At 43.1% G+C, this 25,511-nt stretch carries 32 protein-coding genes and 1 riboswitch; of the genes, 15 read left to right on the top strand and 17 right to left on the bottom strand.

All coding sequences use genetic code 11. The annotated features are described in order from the left end of the window. Positions 1–31: 31 nt before the first annotated feature. The 6 genes from ASG93_RS11515 to ASG93_RS11485 all read right to left on the bottom strand — a co-directional run bounded on the left by ASG93_RS11515 (position 32) and on the right by ASG93_RS11485 (position 6,525). Positions 32–991, bottom strand: coding sequence for a PfkB family carbohydrate kinase (locus tag ASG93_RS11515; RefSeq protein WP_056832004.1), 960 nt, complete (start codon positions 989–991; stop codon positions 32–34). Positions 992–998: 7 nt separating this feature from the next. Beyond that, positions 999–1,595, bottom strand: a complete 597-nt coding sequence (locus tag ASG93_RS11510) for a TetR/AcrR family transcriptional regulator (RefSeq protein ID WP_056832002.1) — start codon at positions 1,593–1,595, stop codon at positions 999–1,001. Between the two features lie 27 nt (positions 1,596–1,622). Continuing rightward, entirely contained in the window at positions 1,623–2,786 is a 1,164-nt protein-coding gene (locus ASG93_RS11505) for a YhgE/Pip domain-containing protein (protein ID WP_056831999.1), read from the bottom strand. Positions 2,787–3,178: 392 nt separating this feature from the next. Further along, positions 3,179–4,567, bottom strand: coding sequence for an NAD(P)-binding domain-containing protein (locus tag ASG93_RS11495; RefSeq protein WP_063891856.1), 1,389 nt, complete (start codon positions 4,565–4,567; stop codon positions 3,179–3,181). A gap of 185 nt (positions 4,568–4,752) precedes the next feature. Further along, positions 4,753–5,094: an ArsR/SmtB family transcription factor gene (locus tag ASG93_RS11490; RefSeq protein WP_056831994.1), complete on the bottom strand. Its 342-nt coding sequence runs from the start codon at positions 5,092–5,094 to the stop codon at positions 4,753–4,755. A gap of 612 nt (positions 5,095–5,706) precedes the next feature. Then, positions 5,707–6,525 carry a DUF4362 domain-containing protein gene (locus ASG93_RS11485; RefSeq protein WP_056831992.1) on the bottom strand — a complete coding sequence of 273 codons (819 nt, stop codon included), beginning with the start codon at positions 6,523–6,525 and terminating at the stop codon, positions 5,707–5,709. Between the two features lie 129 nt (positions 6,526–6,654). Further along, positions 6,655–6,845: riboswitch (cobalamin riboswitch) on the top strand. 177 nt (positions 6,846–7,022) lie between these two features. On the opposite strand from ASG93_RS11485, the gene ASG93_RS11480 reads away from it, so the two are divergent. The 9 genes from ASG93_RS11480 to sigZ all read left to right on the top strand — a co-directional run bounded on the left by ASG93_RS11480 (position 7,023) and on the right by sigZ (position 11,842). Further along, complete coding sequence (locus ASG93_RS11480; RefSeq protein WP_056831990.1) at positions 7,023–7,220, top strand: CbtB-domain containing protein; 198 nt, start codon at positions 7,023–7,025, stop codon at positions 7,218–7,220. 67 nt (positions 7,221–7,287) lie between these two features. After that, positions 7,288–8,412, top strand: coding sequence for a hypothetical protein (locus tag ASG93_RS11475; protein ID WP_056831988.1), 1,125 nt, complete (start codon positions 7,288–7,290; stop codon positions 8,410–8,412). A 17-nt stretch (positions 8,413–8,429) separates the two neighbouring features. Continuing rightward, positions 8,430–8,798, top strand: a complete 369-nt coding sequence (locus tag ASG93_RS11470; protein WP_056831985.1) for a (2Fe-2S) ferredoxin domain-containing protein — start codon at positions 8,430–8,432, stop codon at positions 8,796–8,798. Positions 8,799–8,953: 155 nt separating this feature from the next. Beyond that, on the top strand, positions 8,954–9,277 hold the full coding sequence (locus ASG93_RS11465; protein WP_056831983.1) for an ArsR/SmtB family transcription factor: 324 nt from the start codon (positions 8,954–8,956) through the stop codon (positions 9,275–9,277). Between the two features lie 12 nt (positions 9,278–9,289). Continuing rightward, positions 9,290–9,931, top strand: a complete 642-nt coding sequence (locus ASG93_RS11460; protein WP_056831982.1) for an MIP/aquaporin family protein — start codon at positions 9,290–9,292, stop codon at positions 9,929–9,931. A gap of 14 nt (positions 9,932–9,945) precedes the next feature. Next, a complete protein-coding gene (gene arsC / locus ASG93_RS11455; RefSeq protein WP_056831979.1) occupies positions 9,946–10,368 on the top strand; it encodes an arsenate reductase (thioredoxin) in 423 nt (140 codons plus the stop codon). Position 10,369: 1 nt separating this feature from the next. Further along, positions 10,370–10,846 (top strand): ArsI/CadI family heavy metal resistance metalloenzyme, encoded by a 477-nt coding sequence (locus ASG93_RS11450; RefSeq protein ID WP_056831977.1) that lies wholly within the window; start codon positions 10,370–10,372, stop codon positions 10,844–10,846. 10 nt (positions 10,847–10,856) lie between these two features. Beyond that, complete coding sequence (locus tag ASG93_RS11445) at positions 10,857–11,189, top strand: dual specificity protein phosphatase family protein (protein WP_082614859.1); 333 nt, start codon at positions 10,857–10,859, stop codon at positions 11,187–11,189. 83 nt (positions 11,190–11,272) lie between these two features. Continuing rightward, positions 11,273–11,842 (top strand): RNA polymerase sigma factor SigZ, encoded by a 570-nt coding sequence (sigZ, locus tag ASG93_RS11440; RefSeq protein WP_056831975.1) that lies wholly within the window; start codon positions 11,273–11,275, stop codon positions 11,840–11,842. 111 nt (positions 11,843–11,953) lie between these two features. Here sigZ and ASG93_RS11435 read toward each other — a convergent pair whose 3' ends face one another. The 7 genes from ASG93_RS11435 to ASG93_RS11405 all read right to left on the bottom strand — a co-directional run bounded on the left by ASG93_RS11435 (position 11,954) and on the right by ASG93_RS11405 (position 16,810). Beyond that, positions 11,954–12,232, bottom strand: coding sequence for a DUF2653 family protein (locus ASG93_RS11435; RefSeq protein ID WP_056831973.1), 279 nt, complete (start codon positions 12,230–12,232; stop codon positions 11,954–11,956). Between the two features lie 5 nt (positions 12,233–12,237). Continuing rightward, on the bottom strand, positions 12,238–12,666 hold the full coding sequence (locus tag ASG93_RS11430) for a hypothetical protein (RefSeq protein ID WP_056831970.1): 429 nt from the start codon (positions 12,664–12,666) through the stop codon (positions 12,238–12,240). Positions 12,667–13,270: 604 nt separating this feature from the next. Continuing rightward, positions 13,271–13,564, bottom strand: coding sequence for a hypothetical protein (locus ASG93_RS11425; RefSeq protein WP_056831968.1), 294 nt, complete (start codon positions 13,562–13,564; stop codon positions 13,271–13,273). Positions 13,565–13,949: 385 nt separating this feature from the next. Further along, complete coding sequence (locus ASG93_RS11420) at positions 13,950–14,573, bottom strand: MBL fold metallo-hydrolase (protein ID WP_056831966.1); 624 nt, start codon at positions 14,571–14,573, stop codon at positions 13,950–13,952. A gap of 11 nt (positions 14,574–14,584) precedes the next feature. Next, positions 14,585–15,151 (bottom strand): thioredoxin family protein, encoded by a 567-nt coding sequence (locus ASG93_RS11415; protein WP_056831964.1) that lies wholly within the window; start codon positions 15,149–15,151, stop codon positions 14,585–14,587. 77 nt (positions 15,152–15,228) lie between these two features. Further along, positions 15,229–15,828 carry a DedA family protein gene (locus tag ASG93_RS11410; RefSeq protein ID WP_056831963.1) on the bottom strand — a complete coding sequence of 200 codons (600 nt, stop codon included), beginning with the start codon at positions 15,826–15,828 and terminating at the stop codon, positions 15,229–15,231. A gap of 70 nt (positions 15,829–15,898) precedes the next feature. Next, the gene (locus ASG93_RS11405; protein ID WP_056831960.1) at positions 15,899–16,810 is read right to left on the bottom strand and encodes a LysR family transcriptional regulator; all 912 of its coding nucleotides are present in this window, start codon (positions 16,808–16,810) and stop codon (positions 15,899–15,901) included. Positions 16,811–16,929: 119 nt separating this feature from the next. Here ASG93_RS11405 and ASG93_RS11400 point away from each other — a divergent pair, with 119 nt between their 5' ends. The 5 genes from ASG93_RS11400 (at position 16,930) to ASG93_RS11380 (ending at position 20,584) form a co-directional block, all read left to right on the top strand. Further along, positions 16,930–17,406 (top strand): HPP family protein, encoded by a 477-nt coding sequence (locus tag ASG93_RS11400; protein WP_056831959.1) that lies wholly within the window; start codon positions 16,930–16,932, stop codon positions 17,404–17,406. A gap of 81 nt (positions 17,407–17,487) precedes the next feature. After that, a complete protein-coding gene (locus ASG93_RS11395; protein ID WP_056832133.1) occupies positions 17,488–17,934 on the top strand; it encodes a cupredoxin domain-containing protein in 447 nt (148 codons plus the stop codon). 143 nt (positions 17,935–18,077) lie between these two features. Then, positions 18,078–18,758, top strand: a complete 681-nt coding sequence (locus ASG93_RS11390; protein ID WP_056831957.1) for a response regulator transcription factor — start codon at positions 18,078–18,080, stop codon at positions 18,756–18,758. Continuing rightward, on the top strand, positions 18,755–20,134 hold the full coding sequence (locus tag ASG93_RS11385; RefSeq protein ID WP_056831955.1) for a sensor histidine kinase: 1,380 nt from the start codon (positions 18,755–18,757) through the stop codon (positions 20,132–20,134). The genes ASG93_RS11390 and ASG93_RS11385 overlap by 4 nt, the downstream gene beginning before the upstream one ends. 132 nt (positions 20,135–20,266) lie before the next feature. Next, entirely contained in the window at positions 20,267–20,584 is a 318-nt protein-coding gene (locus tag ASG93_RS11380) for a hypothetical protein (protein WP_056831953.1), read from the top strand. A gap of 60 nt (positions 20,585–20,644) precedes the next feature. On the opposite strand, the gene ASG93_RS11375 is transcribed toward ASG93_RS11380, so the two are convergent. Next, on the bottom strand, positions 20,645–21,943 hold the full coding sequence (locus ASG93_RS11375; protein ID WP_056831951.1) for an alpha-glucosidase/alpha-galactosidase: 1,299 nt from the start codon (positions 21,941–21,943) through the stop codon (positions 20,645–20,647). 147 nt (positions 21,944–22,090) lie between these two features. Here ASG93_RS11375 and ASG93_RS11370 point away from each other — a divergent pair, with 147 nt between their 5' ends. After that, positions 22,091–22,945: an AraC family transcriptional regulator gene (locus tag ASG93_RS11370; RefSeq protein ID WP_056831949.1), complete on the top strand. Its 855-nt coding sequence runs from the start codon at positions 22,091–22,093 to the stop codon at positions 22,943–22,945. Between the two features lie 52 nt (positions 22,946–22,997). On the opposite strand, the gene ASG93_RS11365 is transcribed toward ASG93_RS11370, so the two are convergent. The 3 genes from ASG93_RS11365 to ASG93_RS11355 form a co-directional block, all read right to left on the bottom strand. After that, entirely contained in the window at positions 22,998–23,414 is a 417-nt protein-coding gene (locus ASG93_RS11365) for a hypothetical protein (RefSeq protein ID WP_056831947.1), read from the bottom strand. A gap of 146 nt (positions 23,415–23,560) precedes the next feature. Then, on the bottom strand, positions 23,561–23,854 hold the full coding sequence (locus ASG93_RS11360) for a Dabb family protein (protein ID WP_056831945.1): 294 nt from the start codon (positions 23,852–23,854) through the stop codon (positions 23,561–23,563). Between the two features lie 154 nt (positions 23,855–24,008). Further along, positions 24,009–24,854, bottom strand: coding sequence for a DUF2167 domain-containing protein (locus ASG93_RS11355; protein WP_056831943.1), 846 nt, complete (start codon positions 24,852–24,854; stop codon positions 24,009–24,011). Positions 24,855–25,511 lie beyond the last annotated feature (657 nt).

The following is a 25,511-nucleotide window of genomic DNA, read 5'->3' as shown; positions in this document are numbered from 1 at the left end:
TAATTATCAATATTCTCTATTTACTAGTCGCTTATTGAACTTCGGCGAGCGTAGGAAGCGCAGGAATCGCCCCCCTGCGCGTCGTCGTAATAGCGCCTACGCGGTTGGCGAAGGCGAATACCTGTTCAGCGGCTCCTGCTTCAGCGAGCACGTCCACGATGGTAGCTGGCGTAGCGCCAAGCGACACCAGCTGATAGAGCATGCCGCCGACAAAACTATCGCCGGCGCCAGTCGTGTCCACGGCTGCCACAGGCGTGCCGGGGATAACGATATCTTGCCGCGCGGTCACGACACGGCAGCCCTCAGGGCCTAAAGTGATGATAATCACTTTAGGTCCGCTCTGCAGCAGCTGCTGCGCACCTGTGGTCACGTCAACGCCGAGGAGGAACTCGATTTCCTCCTCGCTGACTTTGACCACATCCGCAAGCGGAAGCTGCGCAAGAATTTCTGCCCGAGCTGCGTCAGCGCTCGGCCACAGCGCCAGGCGCACATTGGGGTCGTACGACACCAATGCGCCAAATTCTCTCGCTCGGCGCGCTGCGTCCAGCGTCGCGGTGCGGCAAGGCTCGGCGATCAGGGATACCGAGCCGAAATGATAAACCGCGGCGTCTTCCAGCCACTGCGCCTGGACTTCGTCTGCGCGCAGCAGCATGTCCGCCGCCGGGTCGCGGAAAAACAAGAAATCGCGCTCGCCATCCGCGCGCAGTGAAACAAACGCCAGACCGGTCTTCGCCTCATCGGTCTGTACAACGGCCGTATGCACGCCGACTTCGTCAAGCGTGCGCACCAAAAAATCGCCGAATGGGTCACGGCCGATTTTACCGATAAACCTTGCGTCGCCGCCCAGCTTGGCGACCGCCGCAGCAACATTGGCCGGCGCTCCGCCCGCCGCCCGCTGGAAGCTAGTAACGTCAGCCAACGCTTGACCGTTCACCTCAGGTACGAAATCAATCAATAGCTCGCCCAAACACACGATACACGTTTTATCCATATTTCCATCAATCCCCTTTGCATTGGTATCTTAATGCATTTAGCACATAAGTTGTCGTTTGCTCAATTAAAGTCGGGGTATCAGGCCGTTCCTCCGTAAACAAAAGCTCAAAAAACTCCCTCTGCTTATAAAAAAATATCGATCCCAGAACAAACATAAGCGTGCTATCCAGAGATTCAAAATGAAAAATCCCATCCTGTCTGCCTTGCTCTAGAAATTCCCTTACCTTTTTCCATAATGGATACAAGAGCTCTCTCATTTTTTCCAAACGTGGGGTAATTGTAATAATCTCCATTTGAATAAGGCTAATCATTTGAGGATCAGCATTTCTAAGCTCTACGATACTCTGAATAATTGTCCGGATACCTACAATGGGATCCTCAATGGCAATATAATCATCTATCCTGTTCGTGGGGAAAAACTGTTTAAATATCTCGTAAAAAACGCTCTCTTTGCCGCCAAAATAATAAGAAACCAGAGCCACATTGGCCCCAGCCTCCTCACAAATTTGACGAACACTTGTCGCATCATAACCATTCTTTGCAAACAGCTTCTTTGCTGCCAAAAGAATTTTCATTTTCATATCTAATTCGGGTTCAGCCATTCTATCAACGCCCTCCTCGTAATTAAGCTAAGCGGTTTGTGGACGTTGTTCCATGGCAGGCACAGCCTTTGCCCTTTTCACAGACACAACCAAGATATCGATGACTAGTGCAACTGCAGCAATAAGAAACAAGAAACCGACTTCCTCTGCTACACCTGGCCCACCAAACAAGATATTCATTAACCCATTCACTGCATAGGTAGCTGGGAAAGCATTACTGATTGTATGATAAAAATGCGACAAAAGCTCCCTTGGCACAATAGCGCCAGAAGACACTAATTGTAAGGACAACATCGCGATGTTAAATAGCATACCTGCGTTCCCGAACAATGTCAAAAACATTTGAGCGACGAGCGCAAAGGTGAGTAAGAATAGGGTTTCGAAAGCCCAAAGAGATGCAAAGCCTTTCTCTACATGCCCGCCCAAGGAAACGACCATCGTCGCACTGATCAGCCCAACAACAACGACAGCTACGACAGTTACAACGATACGTGCAGTCATTTTGCCCATTTTATTAACAGATGCACCGAGAATATTCGTAGATACATTAAAGTTCATTCCCATGATCATTGTACCCACAATAGAAGCAAGCACCAGCATCATAGGAAGCATTTGATTCGGCATATCCTTTACTTTATTGGTGCTTTGAATGTCAGAGGTCACCTTAGTTGCGAGTCCTTGTGCGATTTGCCCTGCTTGCTCGGCTGGTAATTTAGGATTCATCTGAGTTAAAACAGCTGATGCCCCGGCTGCTACAGCCTCTTTGTTCACAGACGCCGTGACGTTCCCGGCTACAGCTTGCATCACGGACTTCGTCATAGAAGGATTAGACTCATTAATCGTATACGAAATGGGAACAGTCTGTCCTGGTGTTTGAAGCTGTTTTGAGAAATCCGCCGAGATGTGCATAACCATCTGGACCTGACGATCATTTAACAGATTCTGTGCTTGCTCATTAGAAGCCACTAGCTCTGTTTGAAACGGAAGGTTATCTTGCAGGTTCTGAACAATTTTGCTCCCCAAACCTTGATCTTCATTGACGATCGCGATCTTTAATTGGCTCGTGTTATCGGATACTCCCTTATAACCCGTCATCCAAATCAAACTAAATAACAACTGAAACGTTATTGCTGTGATAATCCCGACCTTCGTCGTTGCTTGTTTTAGAAATGCACCTAGTGCGTGTTTCATTTTAACCACTCCTCGACATTAAACAATCGTTTAAATTAAACGTTTGTTTGAATTATAGAGTGAAGCTGAAAAGCTGTCAAGATACTACTATATATATTATATCTGATTCTCACTTCACTACTCCTTCATCATCATAGTAGTCTAACGACAAGAAAGTTCCAATTTGATCCCCAAAGTCATCTTTCTTGCGAAAAGAAAATATCTACAAATGCTGTTACAATGTCGGAAAATAGGAACGTAGAGCATCGAATCACCAAATAGTGAGACCGCCGTGATGAGTGCCAAAATAATAATAGGTTTGAGATGTGCATTTTCTTTAATTTGCTCTCTGATCAGAACTTCTCCTTTCAAAATAAAAAACGGCATTGCCTTTAAGACAACGCCGATATGATCTAGCTGCAGCATGAAGATTTCGATGCCACCGGTTTGGTAATTGGTGAACAACAAGAACTTTCTTCATCAGATTTCACATCTACTGGGTTACTTTTTTCAGGTTCACAGCATGAGCTACTTTTGATACTACATACCCCAGTTTCAGGCAGTTCAAGTTCAACCCTCTCAGCTGCTTCACGATCGCCAACTAAAGCTGCAACAATAGATCTCACTTGTTCATACCCTGTCGCCATCAAGAAGGTCGGTGCTCTACCGTAGCTCTTCGATCCAACAATATAAAAGTTCTTCTCTGGTTGTCTTAGTTCATACTCCCCGTGTGGTCTCACAGTTCCGCAACTATGAACATTTGGATCGATTAGAGGCGCTAACTGGGGCGTACTTTCCAGAGCTGGATCTGCAATCACCCTAACTTCTCTTAAGAAGGAAAAATCAGGACGGGAACTTGTATTCGAAACGATCTCATCAATCGCATCAATTTGAGTCAATTCGCTGTTTAAAGAACCAACAACCTGAATTTTTTCCCCATCCTTTTTTAATTCTTGAATATGAAATGGCGTCATCACTTTAACATTACCTGATTCAACTAGCTTCTGAATACGAGTTCCGAGTTCTCCTCTCGCAGCAAGCTGATCTTGCTCCCGTCCCCCGTAAACATCCTCTAGCCTAGATTTTCTTAGTACCCAGACAATTTCAGTCTCCTGTACTTGCCCCTTAAGCTCTCCAAGTTCCAAAAGTGTATTGATCGCCGAATGACCGCTACCAACAACAAGAACTTTCTTTCCACTATAGCGCTCTTTATGCGAACCTAGAACATCAGGTATACCATAAAATACTTGTTTGCTTAAAGACAGCTCCTCAGACGTCCAGACCCCTTCAGAAAGGATTGGATTCGGACTGGTCCAGGTACCCGAAGCATCGATGACAGCTTTGGCCTCAATCAAGTAGCGTTCGCCATTTTTCTGGGCATGCAAGACAAATGGAAGGTCATCGCGTCCATGTGTTTTTACCTTGTTCAAGCCTTTGCGGCTCACAGCGGTCACTTTCGTGTTCAAGTTTATGAACGGTTTGATTTCAGGTAACTCGGCGAAAGGCTTAAAGTAGTTCTCAACCATCTCTAATCCAGTAGGGATTTCCGAATGATTCGGAGCTATCCAACCATGTGAAGCAAGCAGCTGCCGCGCTGCTTTATCTATATTGTATTCCCATTGAGAAAAGAGACGTACATGAGCCCATTGAAGGACACTGGCCCCAACCGAATTCCCTGCATCAAACAATACAAAAGATTCTCCTCGTGTCACTAAATGTGCCGCTGCAGCAAGGCCAACAGGCCCAGCACCTATGATCGCTACAGGTAATTTCGCTTTAGATTGAACTGTATTTCCACTCATTGATGATACCTCCATATAATCGTTTTCTTTATCATCCATTTAAGACGTTAGCTATTTTCGAAAGACGCAAACTTACTCACTTTTAAGAGCAAGCACATGCACAGCAATCACTTTGATTTTTGTTCCTTCATCAAATTATATTGATATATACATCAAAAAAAATTGATGTATATTCTAAAAAAAACTTAGGATCGACTCGATCTAAAAATGCAGCAAAGCTCTTCTGAAAGCAATCCATTCACTGCAGCATTATTGATCTCGTAATAGCTCCATGTGCCTATGATTTCTTTCGTAATTAGATTGGCATCTAACAGGATCTTCAAGTGATAAGACAACTTGGATTGAGCCATATCTATAATTTCGCATAGGTCGCAAACGCACGTTTTTCCCCGCTGTGTTAACTCATACATGATCTGCAGTCTCTTGCGATCCGCCAAAGCTTTGAACTTTGCCTCATACGTTTCAAAAAACGAGTCGTTCGGTGCAGAATTTGTCTTTACTTCATGTATTGGGATTATAGTTTTCATTATTATCACCCGATTCATTAATCAATTATTTTTGATTTAATAACAATATATACCAATGCAAATTAGATTGCAATCACATAATCAATTTAAGTGTAAAAACATACAAATTATCCCCCAAAAGGCTTAAACGATTGTATCGGGACATTAGCACATTGAATACGTTATTAAGATATTAATTCTTAGAGGAGTGCTTTAGATGCCAATTCAATCAATGATGCCTGGAATGTTAAAGATGCTTCATGACTGTGCTTCTATGTGTGAACATACTGTTCATTCCTTACTTCAAAAACCAGATGCTCATTTACGAAGACATCAAATTAGACTTTTAACTGACTGTGCTTCAATCTGTCATTTGTGTGCAAGGTCAATATCTAGTCATAGCCCAGTTATGAAAGCAATGTGTGAATTTTGTGCTTATGTTTGTGAGGTATGTGGCCATGAATGCTTGAGGCACCATGATCACGAATCACAGATGTGCGGTCAAATGTGCTTGGCCTGTGCAAGAGAATGCCGCTCCTTTGCAATGGCAGCATGATAAAACTCCTTTCAAAAGAAAATCCCTCACCAATAGGTGGGGGATTTATTTAGCCAACTCTAACGCTTGTTCTTTGGTCAGCATTTTGCACTTTGCGTTCCATAAAATTGATTCGTATTGACAATCTCAATAATTGTTTTCGCTAAATCAGTCATTATTTTATTACCTTCATTTTCCGAACAATCAGACCAGTTGTATTCACGAACCGCACCATTAATTTTGACTTTTAAGTAGTAACTTGGCTTCTCTGAACATGTTGCAAATTTCTTTTCACTTAAAAAGTTGGATAACACCATTTTTTTATATACTTGTTGTTCTTCTTCTTTATTAAGTTGAAAATCACTTATATTTAGCATTTGACCATTTTTCAGGTCTTTCACCAATTTCATATCTATGGTATTAATTTCATTAGCATGATTAACACCATATTTTAATTGAAATTGAAATAAATCTTGTTTGGATACGTCATAAGAAATGTATAATACATCAATGCTTTTTGCTTCACCCGAACAACCATTTAAGGTATATTTCATTTCTGTATTGGTTTCACTTTTATCAAAGTTTTCACAGGAATATGTAGTTACTTTGCCCGCCCCAAATTTATCTTGTGTAGTATCGTATTGAACCTCGAATTTCCCGCCTTGGTACTTGATATTATGATAAATGGGGTCGCCTTCAATCGTGTAATGAGAAATACGAATAGAGCCTTTTTCCATCGCTTTCACCTTCTTCACAAAGTCATCCAATTTGTAGAGGTTGGAAACATTTCCGTGGATATCAACCACATCAGCATTACTTTTTATTACTGTTCCTGGGGGTTCGTCAATAGCTTTTATATTTTGACAGCCTGACATAAGGCTCATTGCAAAGGCAAATATCATTAACTTTTTGAGCATTTTAAAACCTCCTTAAACTTATATATTATTGACGAGTCGAACTTACATTTTGTTCCATGTAATATAAAGCATTGTTTGGACTATTGACTTAATCGCATAAATAAGCTTTAATTCTCATAGTTAGTACAACATATCATAAACATTCTAGGTGCCTTTGTGAGAACAAGGGGTAACAGGGAATCGGGTGAAAATCCCGAGCGGACCCGCCACTGTAAAACAGAGTTTTCTTTCATAGTGCCACTCAAATAATACGTTTGGGGAAGGCGAACGAAAGCGTTAATCTGTAAGTCAGGAGACCTACCTAGTTTTGAACACCATCGTACATAGCCTTCGTGGAATAAGGTTCGGTGTAAGAAGAGACCCCTGTTAATTTCAACAGGCTTAATTTCTCGTAATTTCTTACCCCAACCCTATTTGGTTGGGGTTTTCATTTTTCTATGAATAATTTAGCCATACGGGGGATATGTTTTTAAAAATCACTTAGAGGAGGTGAAAAAATGAGTATAGCTATTCAAAGACTTACTTCTATTTCAATTGGTCAAAATGCTGCCAAGATAATGTTTGTTTTGCAGTGGATTTTGCTTCTTTCTTGGATACCTTTGACTTTGTATGGATTATTCTTTACACCGATTATGTCGTTACATGATGCAGTTCATCCAGCTCGCCATAGCGTCACCATAGTTCCTTGTCACTAACGTAAAATCACCTCTCCCCCGTGTGGCTAAATTTTTCACAGATATTGTTATTTCTAGGAGGACAATAATGAAGTTCAATCTTTTACGTTTTCTTTTGCTGCTCATTTTGCCTGTAATGATTATAGGCACTTTTATATTTGGAGTAGCAATTTACGAAAGTTATGAAGATAAAGGGGACTATTTAATACCACAAAATCCAGTTGCTCATGAACCAGCCAAGTTCTCTTACCAACTGATCAATCCCGCAACAAAAGAACCGTTAAAGAACGCTAGTGTTCAGTTAGAAATTATTAAAACTAAGGCAACAAATCCTTGGCTCAATGTTGGGTACCTACGTGATGACAATGAAGGCACTGGGCTTGTTTATAAAATGGATTCGGTCTTGTATGACGGAAAAATTGAGATGGAATCTATTCTATGGGACGCTGGTTCATACGAAGCCATAATAAAAGCGACTTCAAATGAAATAGAAAAACCAATTGAAATTAACTTACCCATCAAAGTCAAAGTACCTCTTGGTCAAATCATACGAACAATCGTTTTGTTCATGGCAATCTTTTTGTTAGCAATGGTCAGCGGAATTTTTGCTAAACGACTGGAAAATCCATTTAAAAAACAATCACAATATAAAAATCGTTATCCAACGTCAGTTGCATCCTTACTTTTAATTGCAAGTTTATTCGTTGGTGGTTCTCTTTCCTCAACAGCATTGGCACACGAAGCAACTTCTGACAATCATATTATGGTAGTTGAAAAAAATGGGGTCAAAGCTGAATTAAAATTAAATCCAATGGAGCCTGTTCAAAAAGGAGTTCCTGCTCATTTCACTGTTACTTTTCAAGATTCAAAGACAGGTCAGTACATACAAGGAATGGATACTTCCCTATCGCTTTATCATGAAGACGATAACATAAATATGTTTTCAAATCGGACGCAGATTCAAGACGGTAAGTTAGATTTCGACTATGCTTTTCCAGATACAGCTACTTACCATCTTATCTTTCATTCTTCACCAAATTCACAAGAATCAACTCTGACAGCACCTTTTGATGGCGTATTTGCATTTGACGTTCCCCCAGTACAACCAAACTTATCGGCACAATTAAGAGCTGGGACATTAATGCTAATTGTTTTGATTTTAGGTTTTGTTTTGGGGTTCTATGGCACAAAAAGAAAACCATCCTTTGCTTAAGAAGGGACGGAAAATAATTGCAGAATCTGGATACAAAATTTCAAGTTTTAGGGCAAGTTTTAATTTGTGCTAATGGATGTTGTTGCGGTCAAACGAACTTAGGAGCTGCGGAAGTACCCGTTGAATGGTTAAAAACCAATTGGAAAAATGGTAAGCTTTCAAAAAAATTGCAGCTCTCATTTACGGGTTGTTTGGGGCCTTGTGATGTAACGAATGTGGTTTGTATCCTAACCCCAACTAAACAACATTGGTTTGGAGGTATGACCGAACAAAGTCATTACGAGACTTTGTTTGACTGGTGTAAGTCCTCCGCTGAATCAGGTTTCTTCCTCCCACTCCCAGAAGTTCTACAATCACGAATGTTTGAGCGTTTTATCAACCAATAAACAAGTAAAAGCTTATGTGCCAGGATACATAAGCTTTTTACATGTTTCCCCTATTTTTCATTGTCCTACTTCGTTCCACTATCTTTACAAATTCTTAACTTTATTAATATAATCAAGTAATTATATAATGATTTACAAATGGAAGGGGGTTAATGATGTTAGAAATTGAAAATATGGTCGATACTTTAAAGTTAGTTGCTGATAAATGTAGATTATCTATCCTTCTATTGCTTCAAGAAAGAGACCTATGTGTATGCGAATTTGTAGAAATTTTGCAGACCAGCCAGCCAAATATTAGCCAGCATATGCGCAAATTAAAGGATGGCGGTCTCGTTAAAGAAACAAAAAAGGGTCAGTGGGTTTACTATTCACTTGCTACCCAGGATAAGCCTTTCCTAACTGACTTATTCAAGTACCTCCCATCCCAAAAAGATAAAGTGGAGAAGCTAACCTGTGAAGATTCAAACTGCTGTGATTAAGGGGATAATTGGATGTTAAAAAAGAAGTTGATTGCTGAATTTATCGGTACTTATTTTTTAGTTTTTGCGGGTCCAGGAGCAATGGTTATTGACGATATCACGAAAAGCATCTCCCATGTTGGTGTCGCAATTACCTTTGGACTTGTCGTTATGGCTCTGATTTATACGTTTGGACATATTTCAGGCGCTCATTTTAATCCTGCTGTCACTATTGGCTTTTTGGTTAGAGGAGATATCTCCTTGCGAGACAGCATCTTTTATATTGTCATACAATTTGCAGGGGCGCTTTTTGCGAGTTTTACAACTTTGCTTCTTTTTGGCAATGTCGCCAACTTAGGGGCAACTCTTCCTAGATTTTCGGAAGGGCAATCCTTCATTCTGGAATTCATTTTAACCTTTGTATTAATGATGGTTATTTTGGGTTCTGCTGTACATGGTAAAGCAATTAAAGAATTTGCTGGTGTTGCTATTGGAGGTACCGTTGGTCTAATGGCTATGTTTGCAGGTCCGATTTGTGGAGCTTCCATGAACCCAGCACGTTCCCTTGGACCCGCTATCGTATCAGGAGCAACACAACATTTATGGTTATACCTAGTTGCAACAGTTCTTGGAGCTGTCTTTGCTTCACTAGTTTATAAAACAATACAGGAATAAGGAGATGTTCGAATATGGACAAAAAATTAGTATATTTTCTATGCACAGGTAACTCTTGCCGAAGCCAAATCGCAGACGGATATTTAAAAGCACTAGGTAGTGACAACTATGAAGTTAAAAGTGCAGGACTAGAAGCACACGGTTTGAATCCACGTGCTGTTGCAACAATGAAAGAAGCAGGAATCGATATCTCGAACCATACATCCGACGTGATTGACACTGAGATTTTAGGCCGCGCTGATTACATAATTACGTTGTGCGGTCATGCTGACGAACACTGCCCTGTTTTACGTAACGATAAGGCTGAAAGATGGCATTGGGGCTTTGATGACCCTGCAAAAGCAACCGGAACAGAAGAAGAAATTACAGCTAAATTCAGTGAAGTGCGAGATTCCATTAAGAGCCGGATCGAGCAATTTTTGAAGGAAGGCAAGTAATATGATCAAAAGAATGCACGTTGCGGTTAACTGTACAGACCTTCGAAAGTCGCTTGATTTTTATCGTGCTTTCTTTGGTGCGGAACCTTCTAAAGTAAAGGACAATTACGCTAAATTCGAGTTAGACGATCCATCCCTTCACTTCTCCTTAAATGTACGTCCTTTTGAGAAGAAAGGCGTCCTTAATCATTTGGGATTTCAGGTGGATAACACCGAAGAGGTTCTAGCTATGGGGGAGCGTTTAAGACAAAGCGGGCTTCTTCTCATCGATGAAATGAATACGACTTGCTGTTATGCAGTTCAAGATAAAGTATGGGTTTATGACCCAGATGGAAACGCATGGGAAATATTCTACACAAAAGAAGATTCTGAATTTGAATCTGCTGGGGATTTGCAGGATATGTCTTTATGTTGCGCTCCACCTTCCACGCCATCAGCACCTGTAACGATTGAATTCACATCTTTTAAGAAAAAATAAGGGGTTCATCATGCAGAAAAACTATCAAGCTTTAGTTGAAGATAAAATTTATTTTGGCGGAGCTTCTGACGTCGAGGATATGGTTAAAAATGAAGGCGTTCAAGTAATTGTGGATTTGCGTGGAGACGCTACGGAGTGTGCCTATCCTGCAGGTAACGTAGAATGGCTTCAAGGCCCCCTTGGAGATAATGCCGAGGGACCACAGGACCAACTATTCCAACAAGCCATTAATCACGTTGTAGAGTCTTACAACGGTGGTAAAAAGGTTGGGTTCCATTGCGGTGGTGGAAAAGGTCGCACTGGCGCTGTGGCCATTGGCACATTGTCATGTAACCTAGATTGATTCGGCCCCCTGGCAATACTTTTGCTTGCATCCATTTGCAAATTCGTACGTCTCTGTAATAAAACAATTCTGGAGGGAAGAGTATGAACACCGAGGAAGTATGGAGATCATTTTATAGTCCTTTGCGGAATTTCATTATTAAACGGGTAAAAAGTGAGCATGATGCTGACGATATTCTACAGAATGTCTTTATAAAAATACACGCTAACTTAGATACATTAAAAGATGATCAGAAACTGCAATCTTGGATATATCAAATTACTCGAAATAGCATTATTGATTACTACAGAAAAGAACAATTCCAACTGAAGGCTGAATTACCAATAGATTTGCCTTCTGAGGAAACTGAGGATCTAAATGAGGCTACTAAGGAAATAGCATCTTGTATTAGACCAATGGTTGGGCAGCTCTCCAATAATTATAAGCATGCTCTAGAACTCACTGAGTTAGGTGACTACACTCAAAAACAACTAAGTGAGCAACTAGGTATTTCTTTTTCTGGAGCAAAATCTAGAGTGCAGCGTGGCAGGGAGAAGCTAAAAGAGCTCTTGCTTAATTGCTGTAATTACGAGTTTGATCGGCTAGGTAATATCATTGATTACACTTCTCGAAATAACAACAAAACCAAATGTAGCACATCAGATTGTTGTTAAATAGATGAAAAACGAATTTTTTAAAAGTGAAAGCTGTTGTGGTGGACCTGCACCAACTGAGATATACGCGTGTTGTTTAGAGGATGCAAATGCGAAGGCCGCTGGACAGGATTAGACCTCTATTTCAGCAATAATCTCTTCATCCAAAGATAATCGGATTTGATCCCAAAAAACTCGCATCTGATACTGATTGAACAAAAATTGCACAATGGCTTCAAGCAGATTCCCTTGCGTGAGGATTTGACTACGACCTTCGGCGAATATTTCGGCTGAGAAGCCCAGATCCTCGTCCCACATCAGCTCAACATCAACATCATTTGGCTTGAGACGTTTGCGTTCCGCCATATACAAGCAAATCGCATTAACGATTTCTTGTTCCGTTAACCGCATGCTTATTACCTCTCCTGATCCTGATTCAACTTCCTTCTTTGTCTAAAGAAAGATACGATCTTCATAATAACAACTATCAAGGCAACAATGACAAGCACGTTCACTAATAACCCAAGTATATGACCGAGTGCTCCCATGCCTCCAAATAAGCCTCCGAACAACAGACCAGCCATTCCCCCGATTAACAGCCCTTTCATTAAACCGCCGCTGAAAAATCCAGGCTTTGTTGCTGGCGTTGTAGCGCCGGGCGTTTTTGACGTCGAATTACTAGGCTCGTTTTTAGAAACGTTACTTGAAGGCGCTTTTTGTTGATCTGTCGGTGTGTAGCTTTTGCGCGGCGCTTTATAAGAAGATTTCGCTTCTACCAACGTTGGCACGGTAAAGGAGAAAACCAACATACTTACCATAATCAGCATTACTAATTTCTTGAACATCGTGTCATGACCCTCCAGGTGTGTATAGTTAATATGAAAGTTTTATCACTTTCGTCCCATTCTATACGTTTCACTTGAGATTTTGTTTCAAAAGTGACACTACCAGGAGTCATTCTCATAAACTAACTCTTTGACATAAGCGTTAAACGATAACTTCATAACATCCGATGACAATCAAAAGAAGACATCCCAACAGTTCTGAATATTTCCCCAACCACGATTTCGAAATTTTACTGCTCAACCGAACGCCTATGTCTACTGTTTAAAATGAAAGTATTCCGACCGAAAAGGCCGAAAACAACGGAGAAACCCCACTGGCGCCAGCAGCCAAACCGCTCGCCATACACAGTTGACTGACAAAGCAAAACCCAACGAAATCGATTCGCCCCATGATATGATGTGATCTCCATCTTTATCTGATGCCCCCTAGATTGATCAATCATTTTACTATATGCGTGAAGAGCCCAGAGGGAACTTTTAGCTGAAAGCAATTCTATAAGTATACCGACGATCAAAACAGCCTGACATAGTTCGAAAAAAAAAAGTAATCCACTCCGGTCGAAAATCCCCGAGGCGGATTACTTTTTTGATGACGATCAACAAATTAATATTTACAAATCCCACGTGTAATAATGACAAGTAAAATGAACAGAACAAGAATACTTCCTACAGAGTTATAGTTATAAGAGCAAACTTTGGCAACAGGCTGCACAGCAACCGGTTTTGGGAAAACATACGATGCTTGTTGATAGGATGCGTGTAAATGGATATCATTGTGGACCGGGCTTTGCATCATTGGAGCTTGCTGTACCGGTAACGGCATTGGCATTGGAGCTGGCATTGGCGTTGGCATCGGCATTGGGGCCATCGGGTACGTTGGAGCTTTTACATATTCCATGAAAGAGCACCTCCTCAAAGTTTTCCTTAAGGAAAACTTTCATCATAAAATTAAATGGTCTTAAACTGCTTTGTTTTCGTTTAGGTTGGGTGAATAGCTTACAACATCAGTCTATGGGGGAGCACCTACCTTGAACACGGTAAACACCCAGATCCGAATAAAATGGTTAGGTGTCATGGGCGAACGAGCATACGGGCAAGGGGGACAAACGATCCAAAACCACGCGAAAGGGAACAACGATTCGTTATTATGTCTAAATAGCGCACCCATTTTCCCCCAACTCTCAAAAAGATAGGTATTCCGATGAATAGCGCATCGTAGTTCCTCTTCGCTCATTTTTCAATAAAAAAGGACTGCTCCTCGGGCGGGAGCAGTCCTCTCATATTTACACATAGGGATTATTGTCTCTTTCAAAGCCAATTGTTGTTTTGGCACCATGTCCGGGATACACAATGACGTCATCATCGAGTAGAAACAGCTTATCTTGAATGGAATCCAGCAGCACATTGTTATCCCCACCTAGAAGGTCCGTTCGACCTACCGATAGCTTGAATAGGACATCTCCACTAAACAGATGATTGTCGTATAAGAAGCTCACACTGCCAGGAGAATGACCTGGGGTATGGAATACCTTGAGCTTAATACCAAGAAATTCAAGCGTTTGACCTTCGTCTAGCGCATATTCAGCTGGTTCTGTTTCAATCGCAGCTCCTAGATCAGGCCAGCGCGCTGAGCCGTTTTTCTTCGGATTCGTCAGCCAATCAGCTTCAAGATCGTGAATATACACGGGGCAGCGTTTGAGCTTACGGATCTCATCGACACCACCGATATGGTCAAAATGAGCATGCGTGAGGAGAATCGCTTCAATATCCAAATCGGCAATCTTTTTGATAAGGGATTTAGGATTCATGCCAGGATCTATAATAATGCCCTTTTTCGTTTCTGGATCAGATAACAAATACGCGTTCGTACTTACCGGGCCTAGCACAAATGATTCTATTTTAATCATATGTATTCACCTTAGAACGACTCGATTAATTCACGAAGTTCCTTCACAATAACAGCATGATATCCGTTACCTTCACCATATTGACGGCCCATTTCGGCTCTGGCTACTTGAATTTTCTCGTTATAATCGGCCGCTTCACGATCAAGATTTTCTTTTTTGAATTGATTCATGACAGCTTGCACGTGTTTCGGACGCGGACCCCATTGTCCCAAAACAAAACCGCCTGTATCTGTAAAAATAACAATTGGAATCGCACGACCGCCACCCGTCAGGAACTGGTCAATAACGTCGTAATTTTGTTCAATAATAAGTACTTCCGTAGGAATACCGCTGTTCTCTAGCGCTTTGAATACAACAGGTACGTTGCGAACAACGTCACCGCACCAATCCGCAGCAACGATCAAACAGCGCAGATCATCCCGGTTGTTTAGAGAATCAAAATATTCCTTATCCTCTTCATTATCCCATTCAAATCCATTGTAATAAGCTACAAATTGCTCTTGATTTTTCTCCATGCTGTCAATGAACTGCTGTGGCTTTAAGCCAGTGCGCAGCTTGTTTGCAAGATTCGTACTCATCGCTGATCATCCTCTCTTATTGTCATTCATTTCTTTTATTGTAGCAAATGCAAGCGAAAGCTCCAAATCTTTGCAGTCTATATCTTCGCTTTTCTTTTCAAATATAATTGATAACCCACATATAAAAGAGTTAAGATAACAGCCGCGATAATTAATGGTTTAATATAAGGTCCTGCAATTTCGTCAATCGTTTGCCAGTTATCTTTGAGCTTCATGCCCAAGTAGACATAAAGAATGGAATATGGAATTAAGGCTAGACCTGTGTAGAGTGTGAACTTGCCTATCGGCATTTTGGCCATACCACCGGGAAGCGATATCGCATGACGAACAATGGGAATGAATCTGGCTGTGAAGATCATACCTGTCCCATAGCGGTTAAACCAAGACTCAGCTACATCAATATGATGCTTGCTGATAAGCAAAAATTTACCGTACTTCTCAAGGAAGGGTCTGCCTCCATAGCGTCCGATCCAATAGAGCACCACTTGTGCTAAGGTACCGCCGATGACTGCGCAAATAATAGCACCAACAAAATTAATTTCACCTTTAGACACCAGATAGCCTGCGTAAGCCAAAAGCAGTTCGTTAGGGATAACTTCCAGCATTAATCCGAGGAAAATCCCCCAGTAGCCAAGCCCTTCCAAATAAAGTAATACATTGTGAATCAACTCACTCATCTATGAAACCTCTCTCCACTTAGAATATCCGTTTCTAGTCTATGAACATTCTATCACAGACGAGCTCCTATCAACCAGTTCCACGCTCTTTTTGCGCTAAAAAGTAGGATATAATATGCTCCTTGCAAGCTTGTACGGGTGCACTTAAATCTTTGCCTGAGCGATGAATGAGCCCATGCTCTAGCAGAATTGTTTTCTCCTGTTGCAGTCTCAACAGTTTGCCCGATTGAAGCTCTTCCTGGACGGATGTTAATGGCATTAAGGACAGACCCATTCCAAACATCATAGTCTGTTTAATCATTTCCGTGCTGTCGAACTCCATTGCTGTAAAAGTAGATAGCCCTTTGTCTGCTAAGACCTGGGAGGCCATCGTTTGGTAAATGCAGCGGCTTCCAAATCCGATTACTTTGGTATCCGCTATCGCTTCCCAGCCATCGTTCTCCATACGACTTACCAATGCAGGAGCGCCTGCCCATACCAATTCATCTTGGATAAGAGGAATAAAAGTAAGATTGTTAACCTTCGGGTCGCGAGGAACAATACCAAGATCAACGCGGTACGCAGACACTTCTTGGATAATATCACGCTGAAAGCCGGTTTCCAGCTGTAATTGAATCTGAGGATATTGTTCAAATATAGTAGGCAGCAGCTGCGGGAGATGCGGTACGCAGAATGATTCAAGAGCTCGGAGCCGCACCACGCCTTTGGGTTCATGCAGGCCGGTTAATTTATCTTGAAGGGATTCGCCAAGCTGTAGGTAACGATACGCATAGGGGGCAACTTCTCTGCCCGCGTCCGTTAATTCTACACCGCGGGGCAAACGCTTAAACAGTGCTTGACCCAAGGTTTGCTCAAGCTGATGAATATGCATCGTAACCGTTGATTGCACATATCCGAGCTTGAGGGCTGCCTTGCTGAAGCTTTTTTCCTCCATCACCGTGATGAAGGTTTTCATACTGCGCCCGTCCATATGTTCCAGCATTGTACGCCACCCCTACCTATCGAATTATCAAATATATACTATCGTGATCATTCGTTATTCAAATGACTCCACTCATGATACCATGTGAATAAATAAAGAGAAAGAGGTGCCCACAAGCAATGAATAGCCCTGCATCATTCCCAAAAGCATTCGCTCTGCTCATCCCCGGAATCGGCGGGTTTCTCGCCATTCTGATATGCAGCTTACTCGGCGATTTCACACGAGCAGCGCTGCTAATGGCACCCTTCGGCGCTTCCTGCGTCATCGCCTTCGCGCTCCCGCAGAGCCCGCTCGCGCAGCCCCGCTGCCTCGTCGGCGGCCACGTGCTGAGCACGCTCGTCGGGCTCTGCACGCTCTCCGCCTTCGGCGTCCACGCGTGGAGCCTCGCCCTTGGCGTTGGTGCCGCCATCATGCTCATGCAGCTGACGCGCACGCTGCATCCGCCGGCCGGCGCCGACCCGCTGCTCGTGATGCTCACGGGCGCGGGCTGGGGCTTCCTGCTCACGCCGGTGCTGCTCGGCGCCGCGGTGCTCGTGCTGGTTGCCCTTGTTTATCACCGGGCAACTCGAACCCATTACCCCACAGCATGGTGGTAATGGTTCACTAAGTCATAATCATGCACTGACAAGCTTCCGCATAAGATGTACAAGTATCTTGTACAGGAGGCGGACCCAATGATGTCCCGAGTATGGATTATTAAGCGTAAGCATTTCTATTTAACAGCCGCTGCTCTGCTGCTGATCCTCTCCAGCTTGCTGTATATGAACCGTGGGAGCATCGTTCCAACGGCTGCCGAGCCGACTGCAGAACGAACCATTCACATGGTTACCGGAGAGTTCAAATCAACGACGGCAGACGGTAAAACAATCGAAGCCTACCGCTGGGATCCTGGCACCCTCGTTGTCCAAAAGGGTGAGAGAATCAAGCTTAGCATCTATGGCGTTAACGGTCAGAGCCACCCTTTTCTCATCGAAGGGCTAAATATTAGCGGTGAAGTCAAAAAAGGGAAAGAAACCGTTGTACATTTTACAGCCAATCAGGAAGGGACTTACCGCATTATTTGCTTGACGCACACAGATATTGCCCATAGCGGTCCGATGATCGGCTATATCGTAGTGGATTAGCCCCGTTTCTGGCGATAACCTTATCTGCTCTCTGGTCTCTTAACTCCTCTCGCGGCGTTTTGATATCGGGAGTGGCAATAAGGTTCTTTTTCGTTTAAACTGTTGCAAAGTTCAATGATTTTAATGAAGAAGGTGCCCCAGTCTTGAAAACTCATATTCTAGTGGTCGATGACGATGCTCACATTCGGGAATTGCTCCGTTTCTTATTTTCAAAGGAAGGCTATGCGGTGTTTGAAGCAAGTGACGGAGAACAAGCGTCCAAGGTGATGGAAACCGAGCAAATTCATTTGGCGGTTGTTGATGTCATGATGCCGCTGCGCGATGGCCTTGAGCTATGTTCGGAAATCCGCGAGCATTATGATATTCCTGTCCTTCTTTTAACAGCCAAAGGAGAAATCGAAGATAAAGAGAAGGGCTTTCTATCTGGGACCGATGACTATATGGTTAAACCCTTTGAGCCCAAGGAATTGTTGTTCCGAGCGAGAGCTTTATTGCGCCGTTACCAGCTTGTCTCCTCCGAGGTGATTACCTTGAACCAAACGATCATCAATCGGAAAAGCTATGAAGTAACCGCCAGGGGCCAAACACTTCTGCTTCCCCTCAAAGAATTTCAACTGTTGGCCCAATTAGCCAGTCATCCAGGACGCATATTTACGCGGGAGCAGCTGATTCAAATGCTCTGGGGAACGGATTATGAAGGCGACAGCCGAACAATTGATGTACATATTAAACGTTTGCGTGAGCGATTTATTGAGATGACCGATGATTTCGTCATTACAACTGTACGTGGACTTGGGTATAAGCTCGAGGTGACCGAACGGTGAAGACACTATATACACGTATCGTTGTTACCTTCATTGTCATTGCGATGGTCAGCAGTATACTCGCCCTGCTCCTCTCCAATAGCTATTACTTAGCCAAATTAAGAGACAAAAATGAAGAACAAATTTGGAAGATCACGAATGAGATTCGTACGTTGTATGAGCAAGTGCCTGATCTCGAGCCAGCTACCTACTTTACACATATCGCCAACTTGGGTTTTCAACTTTATGCCGTTAACGATCGGATGGAAGGAACCTATTACGGGACTCCGTTTAAACATACCCAGATCGATCCTGAGCAGATTCGGCTTGTCTTATCCGGAGAAACGTATCGGGGCGTATTGCAAGAGCATCATTTTCTTATGGTAACCGGTTTTTTTGAAGATAGCCTTCGAAATAGCATCGGGGTTCCTATTCAAGTAAAGGGTAAACCTTATGCGCTATTTGTGAGGCCTAATTTGGAGCAGCAAATTGGCGGCGTACGTATCCTCATGGCCTTTCTGTTAGGGCTTACGTTTCTTTTTAGTATTATCTTAATCATTATTTTCTCACAATATATTGTTAAGCCTATCAAAAAGCTAACCGAAGCTACGAAACGGATCGTCGGAGGTAACTTTGAGATTACCATGGACGTTTCTAGGCAAGATGAAATTGGAGAGCTGGCAAGAGACTTCACCTACATGACCCAATCCCTCCAACAGCTGGATAACATGCGTCAGGAGTTCGTGGGCAACGTTTCCCATGAAATTCAGTCTCCCTTAACATCCATACAGGGCTTCGCTCAGTCGATTTTGGACAAGGAAACCTCCGAGGAAGAGAAAGAACGGTATCTTCATGTTATTTTAGAAGAAAGTAAACGATTGTCCTCGCTTAGTAAGCAGCTGCTAACGCTAGCCTCTTTAGACAAAGAAAGCCATGTCATTAAGCGCAGCGTCTATCGACTAGACGAGCAAATTCGCCAGATCCTGATTGTCACTGAGTGGCAATGGAACGAGAAAGAAATAGAAATCGAGCTTGAACTGCCGGAAACAGACATCTTAGCTGACGCCCAACTGCTCCATCAAGTATGGCTGAACTTCATCACGAACAGCATCAAGTTTTCGAGGCCAGGAGATACGTTACGGATCGAGATTCAGAAGTTGGAGACAGAAATCCTCATTCAGTTCAGCGATACGGGGATTGGGATACCGGAAGCTGAGCTCCCGCATATCTTTGATCGCTTCTATAAAGCAGATAAGGCGAGAAACCGCGCTCGTTCCGGCAGCGGCTTGGGATTATCGATTGCACAGAAAATTACCCGACTTCATCATGGACGCATTGATGTTCAGAGCAAAGTCGATAAAGGCACTACATTCACAGTGCGCCTGCCGAGATTGTAATCGAACATTCAACGTCTGTTCATCATTTAAACGATAATCCTCTACCCAAATGGGCGGCTTAGGTTCCTGTCCCCAGTGGCTCTGCGCCTTCTCCATGCATACAAATAGCATAGAGGGAGTGTGGATACAGTCATGATCAATAACAAGCCGAGTGAAAAACATAAGCAGCAGTTCCCCAGTGCTCGCGGAATTCGGAGAGCTTGCAGCAAGGAATTATACCGAACAGTTAAGCGCTTGAAACTATGGATTTCTCCCGATCAGATTAGGGCTGCTGAGGAGCTCTATGTGAAAAAGGTGATGCTGAATCTTCCATTCATCATGGAGAACGGTAGCAACCGCAAAGCGCTTTCCGACTGGTTTGACGAAAACGTAGGGCCAGAAATTGCCCCGCTTTGGAATGTGGAGCTTGAAGTACTCAACCATGCGTTTCGTGACGCATTCGGTGGTTAAAGCAAAGAAGGCCATGGGTATGTTCGACATACGCCACGACCTTCTTTTTCATATGAGCGCTTAGTGATACTCAGGCAGCCATTTGCCGTGTGCTTCAATTAACTCATCACACATCGCAACGATATCGTCCATCGACAGCTCTGCTGATGTATGTGGATCCAACATAGCGGCGTGATAAATATGCTCGCGCTTACGTGTGATTGCAGCTTCAATCGTCAGCAGCTGTGTATTGATATTCGTGCGGTTGAGCGCCGCTAGCTGCGGAGGCAGATCGCCAACGTAGGTAGGCGTAACGCCGTTACGATCTACTAAACAAGGAACTTCAACGCAAGCCTCGCGTGGCAAGTTCGTAATTAAACCGGTATTCATCACGTTACCGCCGATTTTGAACGGAACATCGGTCTCGATCGCTTCGAAAATGTACGAAGCATATTCGTGTGAACGCACATGCGTCAAATTCGTATCATTCACGAGATCCTCGCGCATTTGTTTCCACCTGCTGATCTGCTCGATACAGCGGCGTGGATACTCGTCGAGCGGAATATTAAAGCGGTCAACCAGCTCTGGATAATTGCGTTTGATGAAATACGGATGGTACTCAGCATTATGCTCGGAAGACTCAGTAATATAATGACCGAATTTCAGCATCATTTCATAACGAACCATGTCCCAATGCTTCTCTTTTTGCTTTTCCGCAGCCCGCTTCTTAATCTCTGGATAAAGGTCAACGCCATCCTTGGTTACTTCCAGCAGCCACGCCATATGGTTGATACCGGCGATTTTGGCTTTAACGCCTTCCTTTTCCAAGCCTAGACTTTTGAAAAGCTCCGGAATACACGCTTGTACGCTGTGACATAAGCCAACTGTACGAACACCGCCATACGTGTTCATGACATTAGTTAATACCGCCATCGGATTCGTATAGTTGAGGAACAGGGCATCTGGACATACCTCGCGAATATCCGCTGCGAAATCCAGCATCACAGGGATCGTACGCAGATTTCGGAAAATACCGCCGATACCGACCGTGTCGGCAATCGTTTGACGCAAGCCGTACTTTTTAGGGATTTCAAAATCGGTTATTGTACATGGATCATAGCCACCTACTTGGATAGCATTCACCACATATTTAGCTCCGCTCAGAGCTTCCTTACGGTCTGTATATACTTTTATAACCGATGTACTTCCGCTAGTTTTTTTGATGTTATTCAGCATGTTGGCTGAATCCTGCAGACGTTCGTGATCGATATCAAAGAGAGCGATTTCAAAGCCTTGCAGCGCAGGTGTGTGCAAACAATCACCAAGCACATTTTTTGCAAAAACCGTACTTCCAGCACCTAGAAAAGTAATTTTGGACATGTATGAATCTCCTCCATAGAGAGTTCTTTTTTCTTATCCTCACTATAGCGCAGGACGACTCCCAAAGACATGGATTGAATGAACTCCTATATGGACATTTGTAGTTTATTGATGTACCCTAGAAACAAAAACTAAAAAGAGGCTTCTATGAATCAGGATCATTCCTATTTCACCCTTCATATCAATCCGCTCCATAGCACCAATGAATTATCCGTACTTTTCAGTGGAGAAGGCAAACCTATTCCTCTGCATAAAATGGGACCTGGCGTGCATGATTATTACCTTATCCATACCGTGCATGCGGGAGAAGGCACGTTCGAGATGCATGACCGCACTTACCGTTGCTCCGCCGGAGACACCTTCGTTATTTATCCCGGAGAGTTGTTCAGTTATATCGCAGACAGCGATCATCCCTGGCACTATACATGGGTTGCCTTTTCAGGCCGCGCTGCAGGAACCTTGCTTTCGCAAATTGGCGTTTCCCCCCAACAGGCCGTCATTTCGGGGAGCAACCCCCGCTCTATACGTCATTATTACCGACACATTCGCTCCAGCTTTCAGCATTCTAACACTCCTGTGCTTGAGGATATGGAATCCGCTGGTTGGCTTCGCCTCTTAATCCGGGAACTCGGGCGCAGGAACAGCCACCAGATTGCCGTTAAACCAACAATCGAAACTGATATCGAGCGTCAGGTCGGACAAGCCATCCGATACTTAGAACTGCAATACACACAGCAGGTATCTATCGAGGATCTCGCACACACACTAGGCTATCACCGTACGTATTTATGTAAAATGTTCAAACAATCTACAGGCTTAGCCCCTATGCAGTATCTGTTAAAAGTTCGCATGGAACGGGCCGTGCAGCTGTTGGAGACATCCATGACTATCGACCAAGTAGCGTCTTCTGTCGGATTTAACGATGCCCTCTATTTCTCCAAACAATTTCACAAATGGAGTGGATCCGCACCTTCGGTTTATCGCAAAGAAAAGAAAGCCTAATAGGAAAAAAAAGCCTCCAACCCTTTATGTTCTAGGGCTGGAGGCTTCTTTATTAAAGGGCGTTAATAACTAAAGCGCTCAAAGTAATAGGACCAATAACAACAGCTGTTAAACCTGCTGTCAAAGACTCGATAGATAAAGTATAGCCATGAGATCCGGCTGGCGGGTTTACGTCGATTGCTTGAATTGTCGGAACATAGTATTTCTCAAAGCTAGATTCTACACCTAGTCGTGCATAGTAAATGACTTGACCATCGCGGAAAATACGGAACAATACACTTCCTAGACCTACATCTCCTCTTAATCCAATGGTTGCTTTCAATTCTACTACTTGTGGAAATGTGGCTGGAACATCCACTCTGACTTCCGCAAGTCCTACTCCTGCCGGCGTTAATGGGACAGGGATTTGAACACCATCAGTAACAGGAGTAACCGTAAGACCAAAGTAACTTTCGATTTGATTTGCCATAATGTTTTCATCTCCTTTTCTTGTAAGATACTATATTGTATGAAGATGATAGATTAATAGATTGGACAAAATAATCATTTATTGAAATTATCCGCATAAAAAAACTGCTGACAAAGGACGGATCCTTATCAGCAGTTTTTCGTATATTAAATTTCAATATCAACAATCAAACTATCTTCTCTGCCTACTTCTCTAATATATGCAGCAACCGCTTGGTGCTCCGGATTTGGACCATAAGCTTCAAGAGCTGCTCTATCCTCAAAACGTACAGATAAAACAACCTGATAACCTTTGTTCTTCTCTGAAAAGTTAATGCCCGCCTGAATATCGACGATACCAGTCAAATGTTTTTTTAACGCTTTGAATCTATCAACAACTTCTTGGAGCTGCTCCTGCGTCGTTGTTTCACCGAATTTTACAAGTACAATATGATCGATCATGATATAAAACCTACTTTCCCCAACATGTCTTAGTGTGTTTATGATAACGCTCGAATAAGCTCGGAAACCGAGATTAACGTCTTTAATCATATCAGGAAGGCGAGCCAACGTCGATGAGGAGTTGTATTCGTTGAAGTCCTAATATTGCATTTTCTTAACCGTTTATATTCCTCTGAAATCGTTTTTTGATAAAAGTCCAGACCGCACCCAAAGCAATAACGATAAGTACCGCAAACTTTTTAAGAAAAAGGGCGATGACGGCCAAAATCCCTACTTTCTTAACGACTGCTAACCCTGCCCCGCCTAGAATGAGCGCGCTTAGTCCATACTCTGACATCTTATCCTTAGCTGGGTTGAAGTCTTCGTATTTTTCTCCCGTTTTCATGTTCAGCTTGGGCAACAATTTCTCAGTAATCACCTTTTTATCAGCTTCTCTATGAGTTGGATCAGAGACTAAAATAACAGATATATTGCCCTCTCGCGTCAAGATGCGCGTATTGTAATTAAGAAACGTCTCTTTCTTGTCATCCTCAGCCAACAAGGACCAAGTGAGTCCATGTGTCTTTTCATCATAAAAAGGTTCAATATCCCAACCCTTCACATAAATCTTTTCTCCATCCTGACGCTTTTTATTTGCCGCTTCTGTTCCTTTTTTATAGCTGTTAAGCAGTTCTTTAGCATCTATTTTTGTTTTTTCATCATCTTTGATATGACCGGATTTCTTATATTCCAAAATGACTGTCCATGTCTGATCCGGACTCTTCGGAAAAATGCTGCCAATCTCATCCCCCGTGACATTGTCATGGTTATCTTTGCTCATTTTCTTCGTATTCTCCGCGTCAAGAAAAACAAAATCCGAATCAAGATCAATTGTAGCTATTTGCCCCAAATCAACGGTTTTGCCGCCTTCAATCCACGCATATTTATTCTCCGCAGCTGTTGCGCTGCTGCCCACCACCAAACATAAAATCAGTGTCATCCAACATAATCGTTTTATCATCTGATAATCCTCCCATACCCGCTCAAATGTTGTTCTTATATTACAATAATCTACCATTTTTAGAGTATAGCATGAACAGATTGATTTTTTAACCATTATTTTACTAAATTCGACAAAAAAATAGCCTCCTCAAGCGTGAGGAGGTTTTTTTCATATTATTTTCTGCGCTGGGCTAGAGGATAATTCTTCATGCTTCTCCTTTATTTTCTTAGAATCACTCTTAAACGGATGTAGCAGCATATAAGCAAACCGCAGCTGAGGGGTCCTTTTCAGACGTCTCAGGAAACTTTCGCTCCATTCGGGCCCCCGAGACGACCCTTTATACCTTCTCAGGACGCAAAACCCGCTAACTCGCCCTCTTTCACCTTGCGCACAATTTTTGTGCGCTAGCGCCCGGTGGGGATCGATCCGACGACCTTGCGCACAATTTTTGTGCGCTAGCGCCCGGTAGCGATCGATCCGACGACCTTGCGCACAATTTTTGTGCGCTAGCGCCCGGTAGCGATCRATCCGACGACCTTGCGCACAATTTTTGTGCGCTAGCGCCCGGTGGCGATCAATCCGACGACCTTGCGCACAATTTTTATACGAAAATGTGGTTTAATGATGGGTTTGCACGTTTTTGGCACAAAAAGACCCACCCCCCGAAAATTTCTT

The sequence above is a fragment of the Paenibacillus sp. Soil787 genome, assembly GCF_001429545.1.
Lineage (GTDB): Bacteria > Bacillota > Bacilli > Paenibacillales > NBRC-103111 > Paenibacillus_E.
This window is presented reverse-complemented; position numbering and strand designations above follow the sequence as displayed.

Coding starts and splice junctions, on each gene's coding strand:
- ASG93_RS11515 (WP_056832004.1), bottom strand. CDS start 991: ATGGATAAAACGTGTATCGTGTGTTTGGGCGAGCTATTGATTGATTTC.
- ASG93_RS11510 (WP_056832002.1), bottom strand. CDS start 1,595: ATGGCTGAACCCGAATTAGATATGAAAATGAAAATTCTTTTGGCAGCA.
- ASG93_RS11505 (WP_056831999.1), bottom strand. CDS start 2,786: ATGAAACACGCACTAGGTGCATTTCTAAAACAAGCAACGACGAAGGTC.
- ASG93_RS11495 (WP_063891856.1), bottom strand. CDS start 4,567: ATGAGTGGAAATACAGTTCAATCTAAAGCGAAATTACCTGTAGCGATC.
- ASG93_RS11490 (WP_056831994.1), bottom strand. CDS start 5,094: ATGAAAACTATAATCCCAATACATGAAGTAAAGACAAATTCTGCACCG.
- ASG93_RS11485 (WP_056831992.1), bottom strand. CDS start 6,525: ATGCTCAAAAAGTTAATGATATTTGCCTTTGCAATGAGCCTTATGTCA.
- ASG93_RS11480 (WP_056831990.1), top strand. CDS start 7,023: ATGAGTATAGCTATTCAAAGACTTACTTCTATTTCAATTGGTCAAAAT.
- ASG93_RS11475 (WP_056831988.1), top strand. CDS start 7,288: ATGAAGTTCAATCTTTTACGTTTTCTTTTGCTGCTCATTTTGCCTGTA.
- ASG93_RS11465 (WP_056831983.1), top strand. CDS start 8,954: ATGTTAGAAATTGAAAATATGGTCGATACTTTAAAGTTAGTTGCTGAT.
- ASG93_RS11460 (WP_056831982.1), top strand. CDS start 9,290: ATGTTAAAAAAGAAGTTGATTGCTGAATTTATCGGTACTTATTTTTTA.
- arsC (WP_056831979.1), top strand. CDS start 9,946: ATGGACAAAAAATTAGTATATTTTCTATGCACAGGTAACTCTTGCCGA.
- ASG93_RS11450 (WP_056831977.1), top strand. CDS start 10,370: ATGATCAAAAGAATGCACGTTGCGGTTAACTGTACAGACCTTCGAAAG.
- ASG93_RS11445 (WP_082614859.1), top strand. CDS start 10,857: ATGCAGAAAAACTATCAAGCTTTAGTTGAAGATAAAATTTATTTTGGC.
- sigZ (WP_056831975.1), top strand. CDS start 11,273: ATGAACACCGAGGAAGTATGGAGATCATTTTATAGTCCTTTGCGGAAT.
- ASG93_RS11435 (WP_056831973.1), bottom strand. CDS start 12,232: ATGCGGTTAACGGAACAAGAAATCGTTAATGCGATTTGCTTGTATATG.
- ASG93_RS11430 (WP_056831970.1), bottom strand. CDS start 12,666: ATGTTCAAGAAATTAGTAATGCTGATTATGGTAAGTATGTTGGTTTTC.
- ASG93_RS11425 (WP_056831968.1), bottom strand. CDS start 13,564: ATGGAATATGTAAAAGCTCCAACGTACCCGATGGCCCCAATGCCGATG.
- ASG93_RS11420 (WP_056831966.1), bottom strand. CDS start 14,573: ATGATTAAAATAGAATCATTTGTGCTAGGCCCGGTAAGTACGAACGCG.
- ASG93_RS11415 (WP_056831964.1), bottom strand. CDS start 15,151: ATGAGTACGAATCTTGCAAACAAGCTGCGCACTGGCTTAAAGCCACAG.
- ASG93_RS11410 (WP_056831963.1), bottom strand. CDS start 15,828: ATGAGTGAGTTGATTCACAATGTATTACTTTATTTGGAAGGGCTTGGC.
- ASG93_RS11405 (WP_056831960.1), bottom strand. CDS start 16,810: ATGCTGGAACATATGGACGGGCGCAGTATGAAAACCTTCATCACGGTG.
- ASG93_RS11400 (WP_056831959.1), top strand. CDS start 16,930: ATGAATAGCCCTGCATCATTCCCAAAAGCATTCGCTCTGCTCATCCCC.
- ASG93_RS11395 (WP_056832133.1), top strand. CDS start 17,488: ATGTCCCGAGTATGGATTATTAAGCGTAAGCATTTCTATTTAACAGCC.
- ASG93_RS11380 (WP_056831953.1), top strand. CDS start 20,267: ATGATCAATAACAAGCCGAGTGAAAAACATAAGCAGCAGTTCCCCAGT.
- ASG93_RS11375 (WP_056831951.1), bottom strand. CDS start 21,943: ATGTCCAAAATTACTTTTCTAGGTGCTGGAAGTACGGTTTTTGCAAAA.
- ASG93_RS11370 (WP_056831949.1), top strand. CDS start 22,091: ATGAATCAGGATCATTCCTATTTCACCCTTCATATCAATCCGCTCCAT.
- ASG93_RS11365 (WP_056831947.1), bottom strand. CDS start 23,414: ATGGCAAATCAAATCGAAAGTTACTTTGGTCTTACGGTTACTCCTGTT.
- ASG93_RS11360 (WP_056831945.1), bottom strand. CDS start 23,854: ATGATCGATCATATTGTACTTGTAAAATTCGGTGAAACAACGACGCAG.
- ASG93_RS11355 (WP_056831943.1), bottom strand. CDS start 24,854: ATGATAAAACGATTATGTTGGATGACACTGATTTTATGTTTGGTGGTG.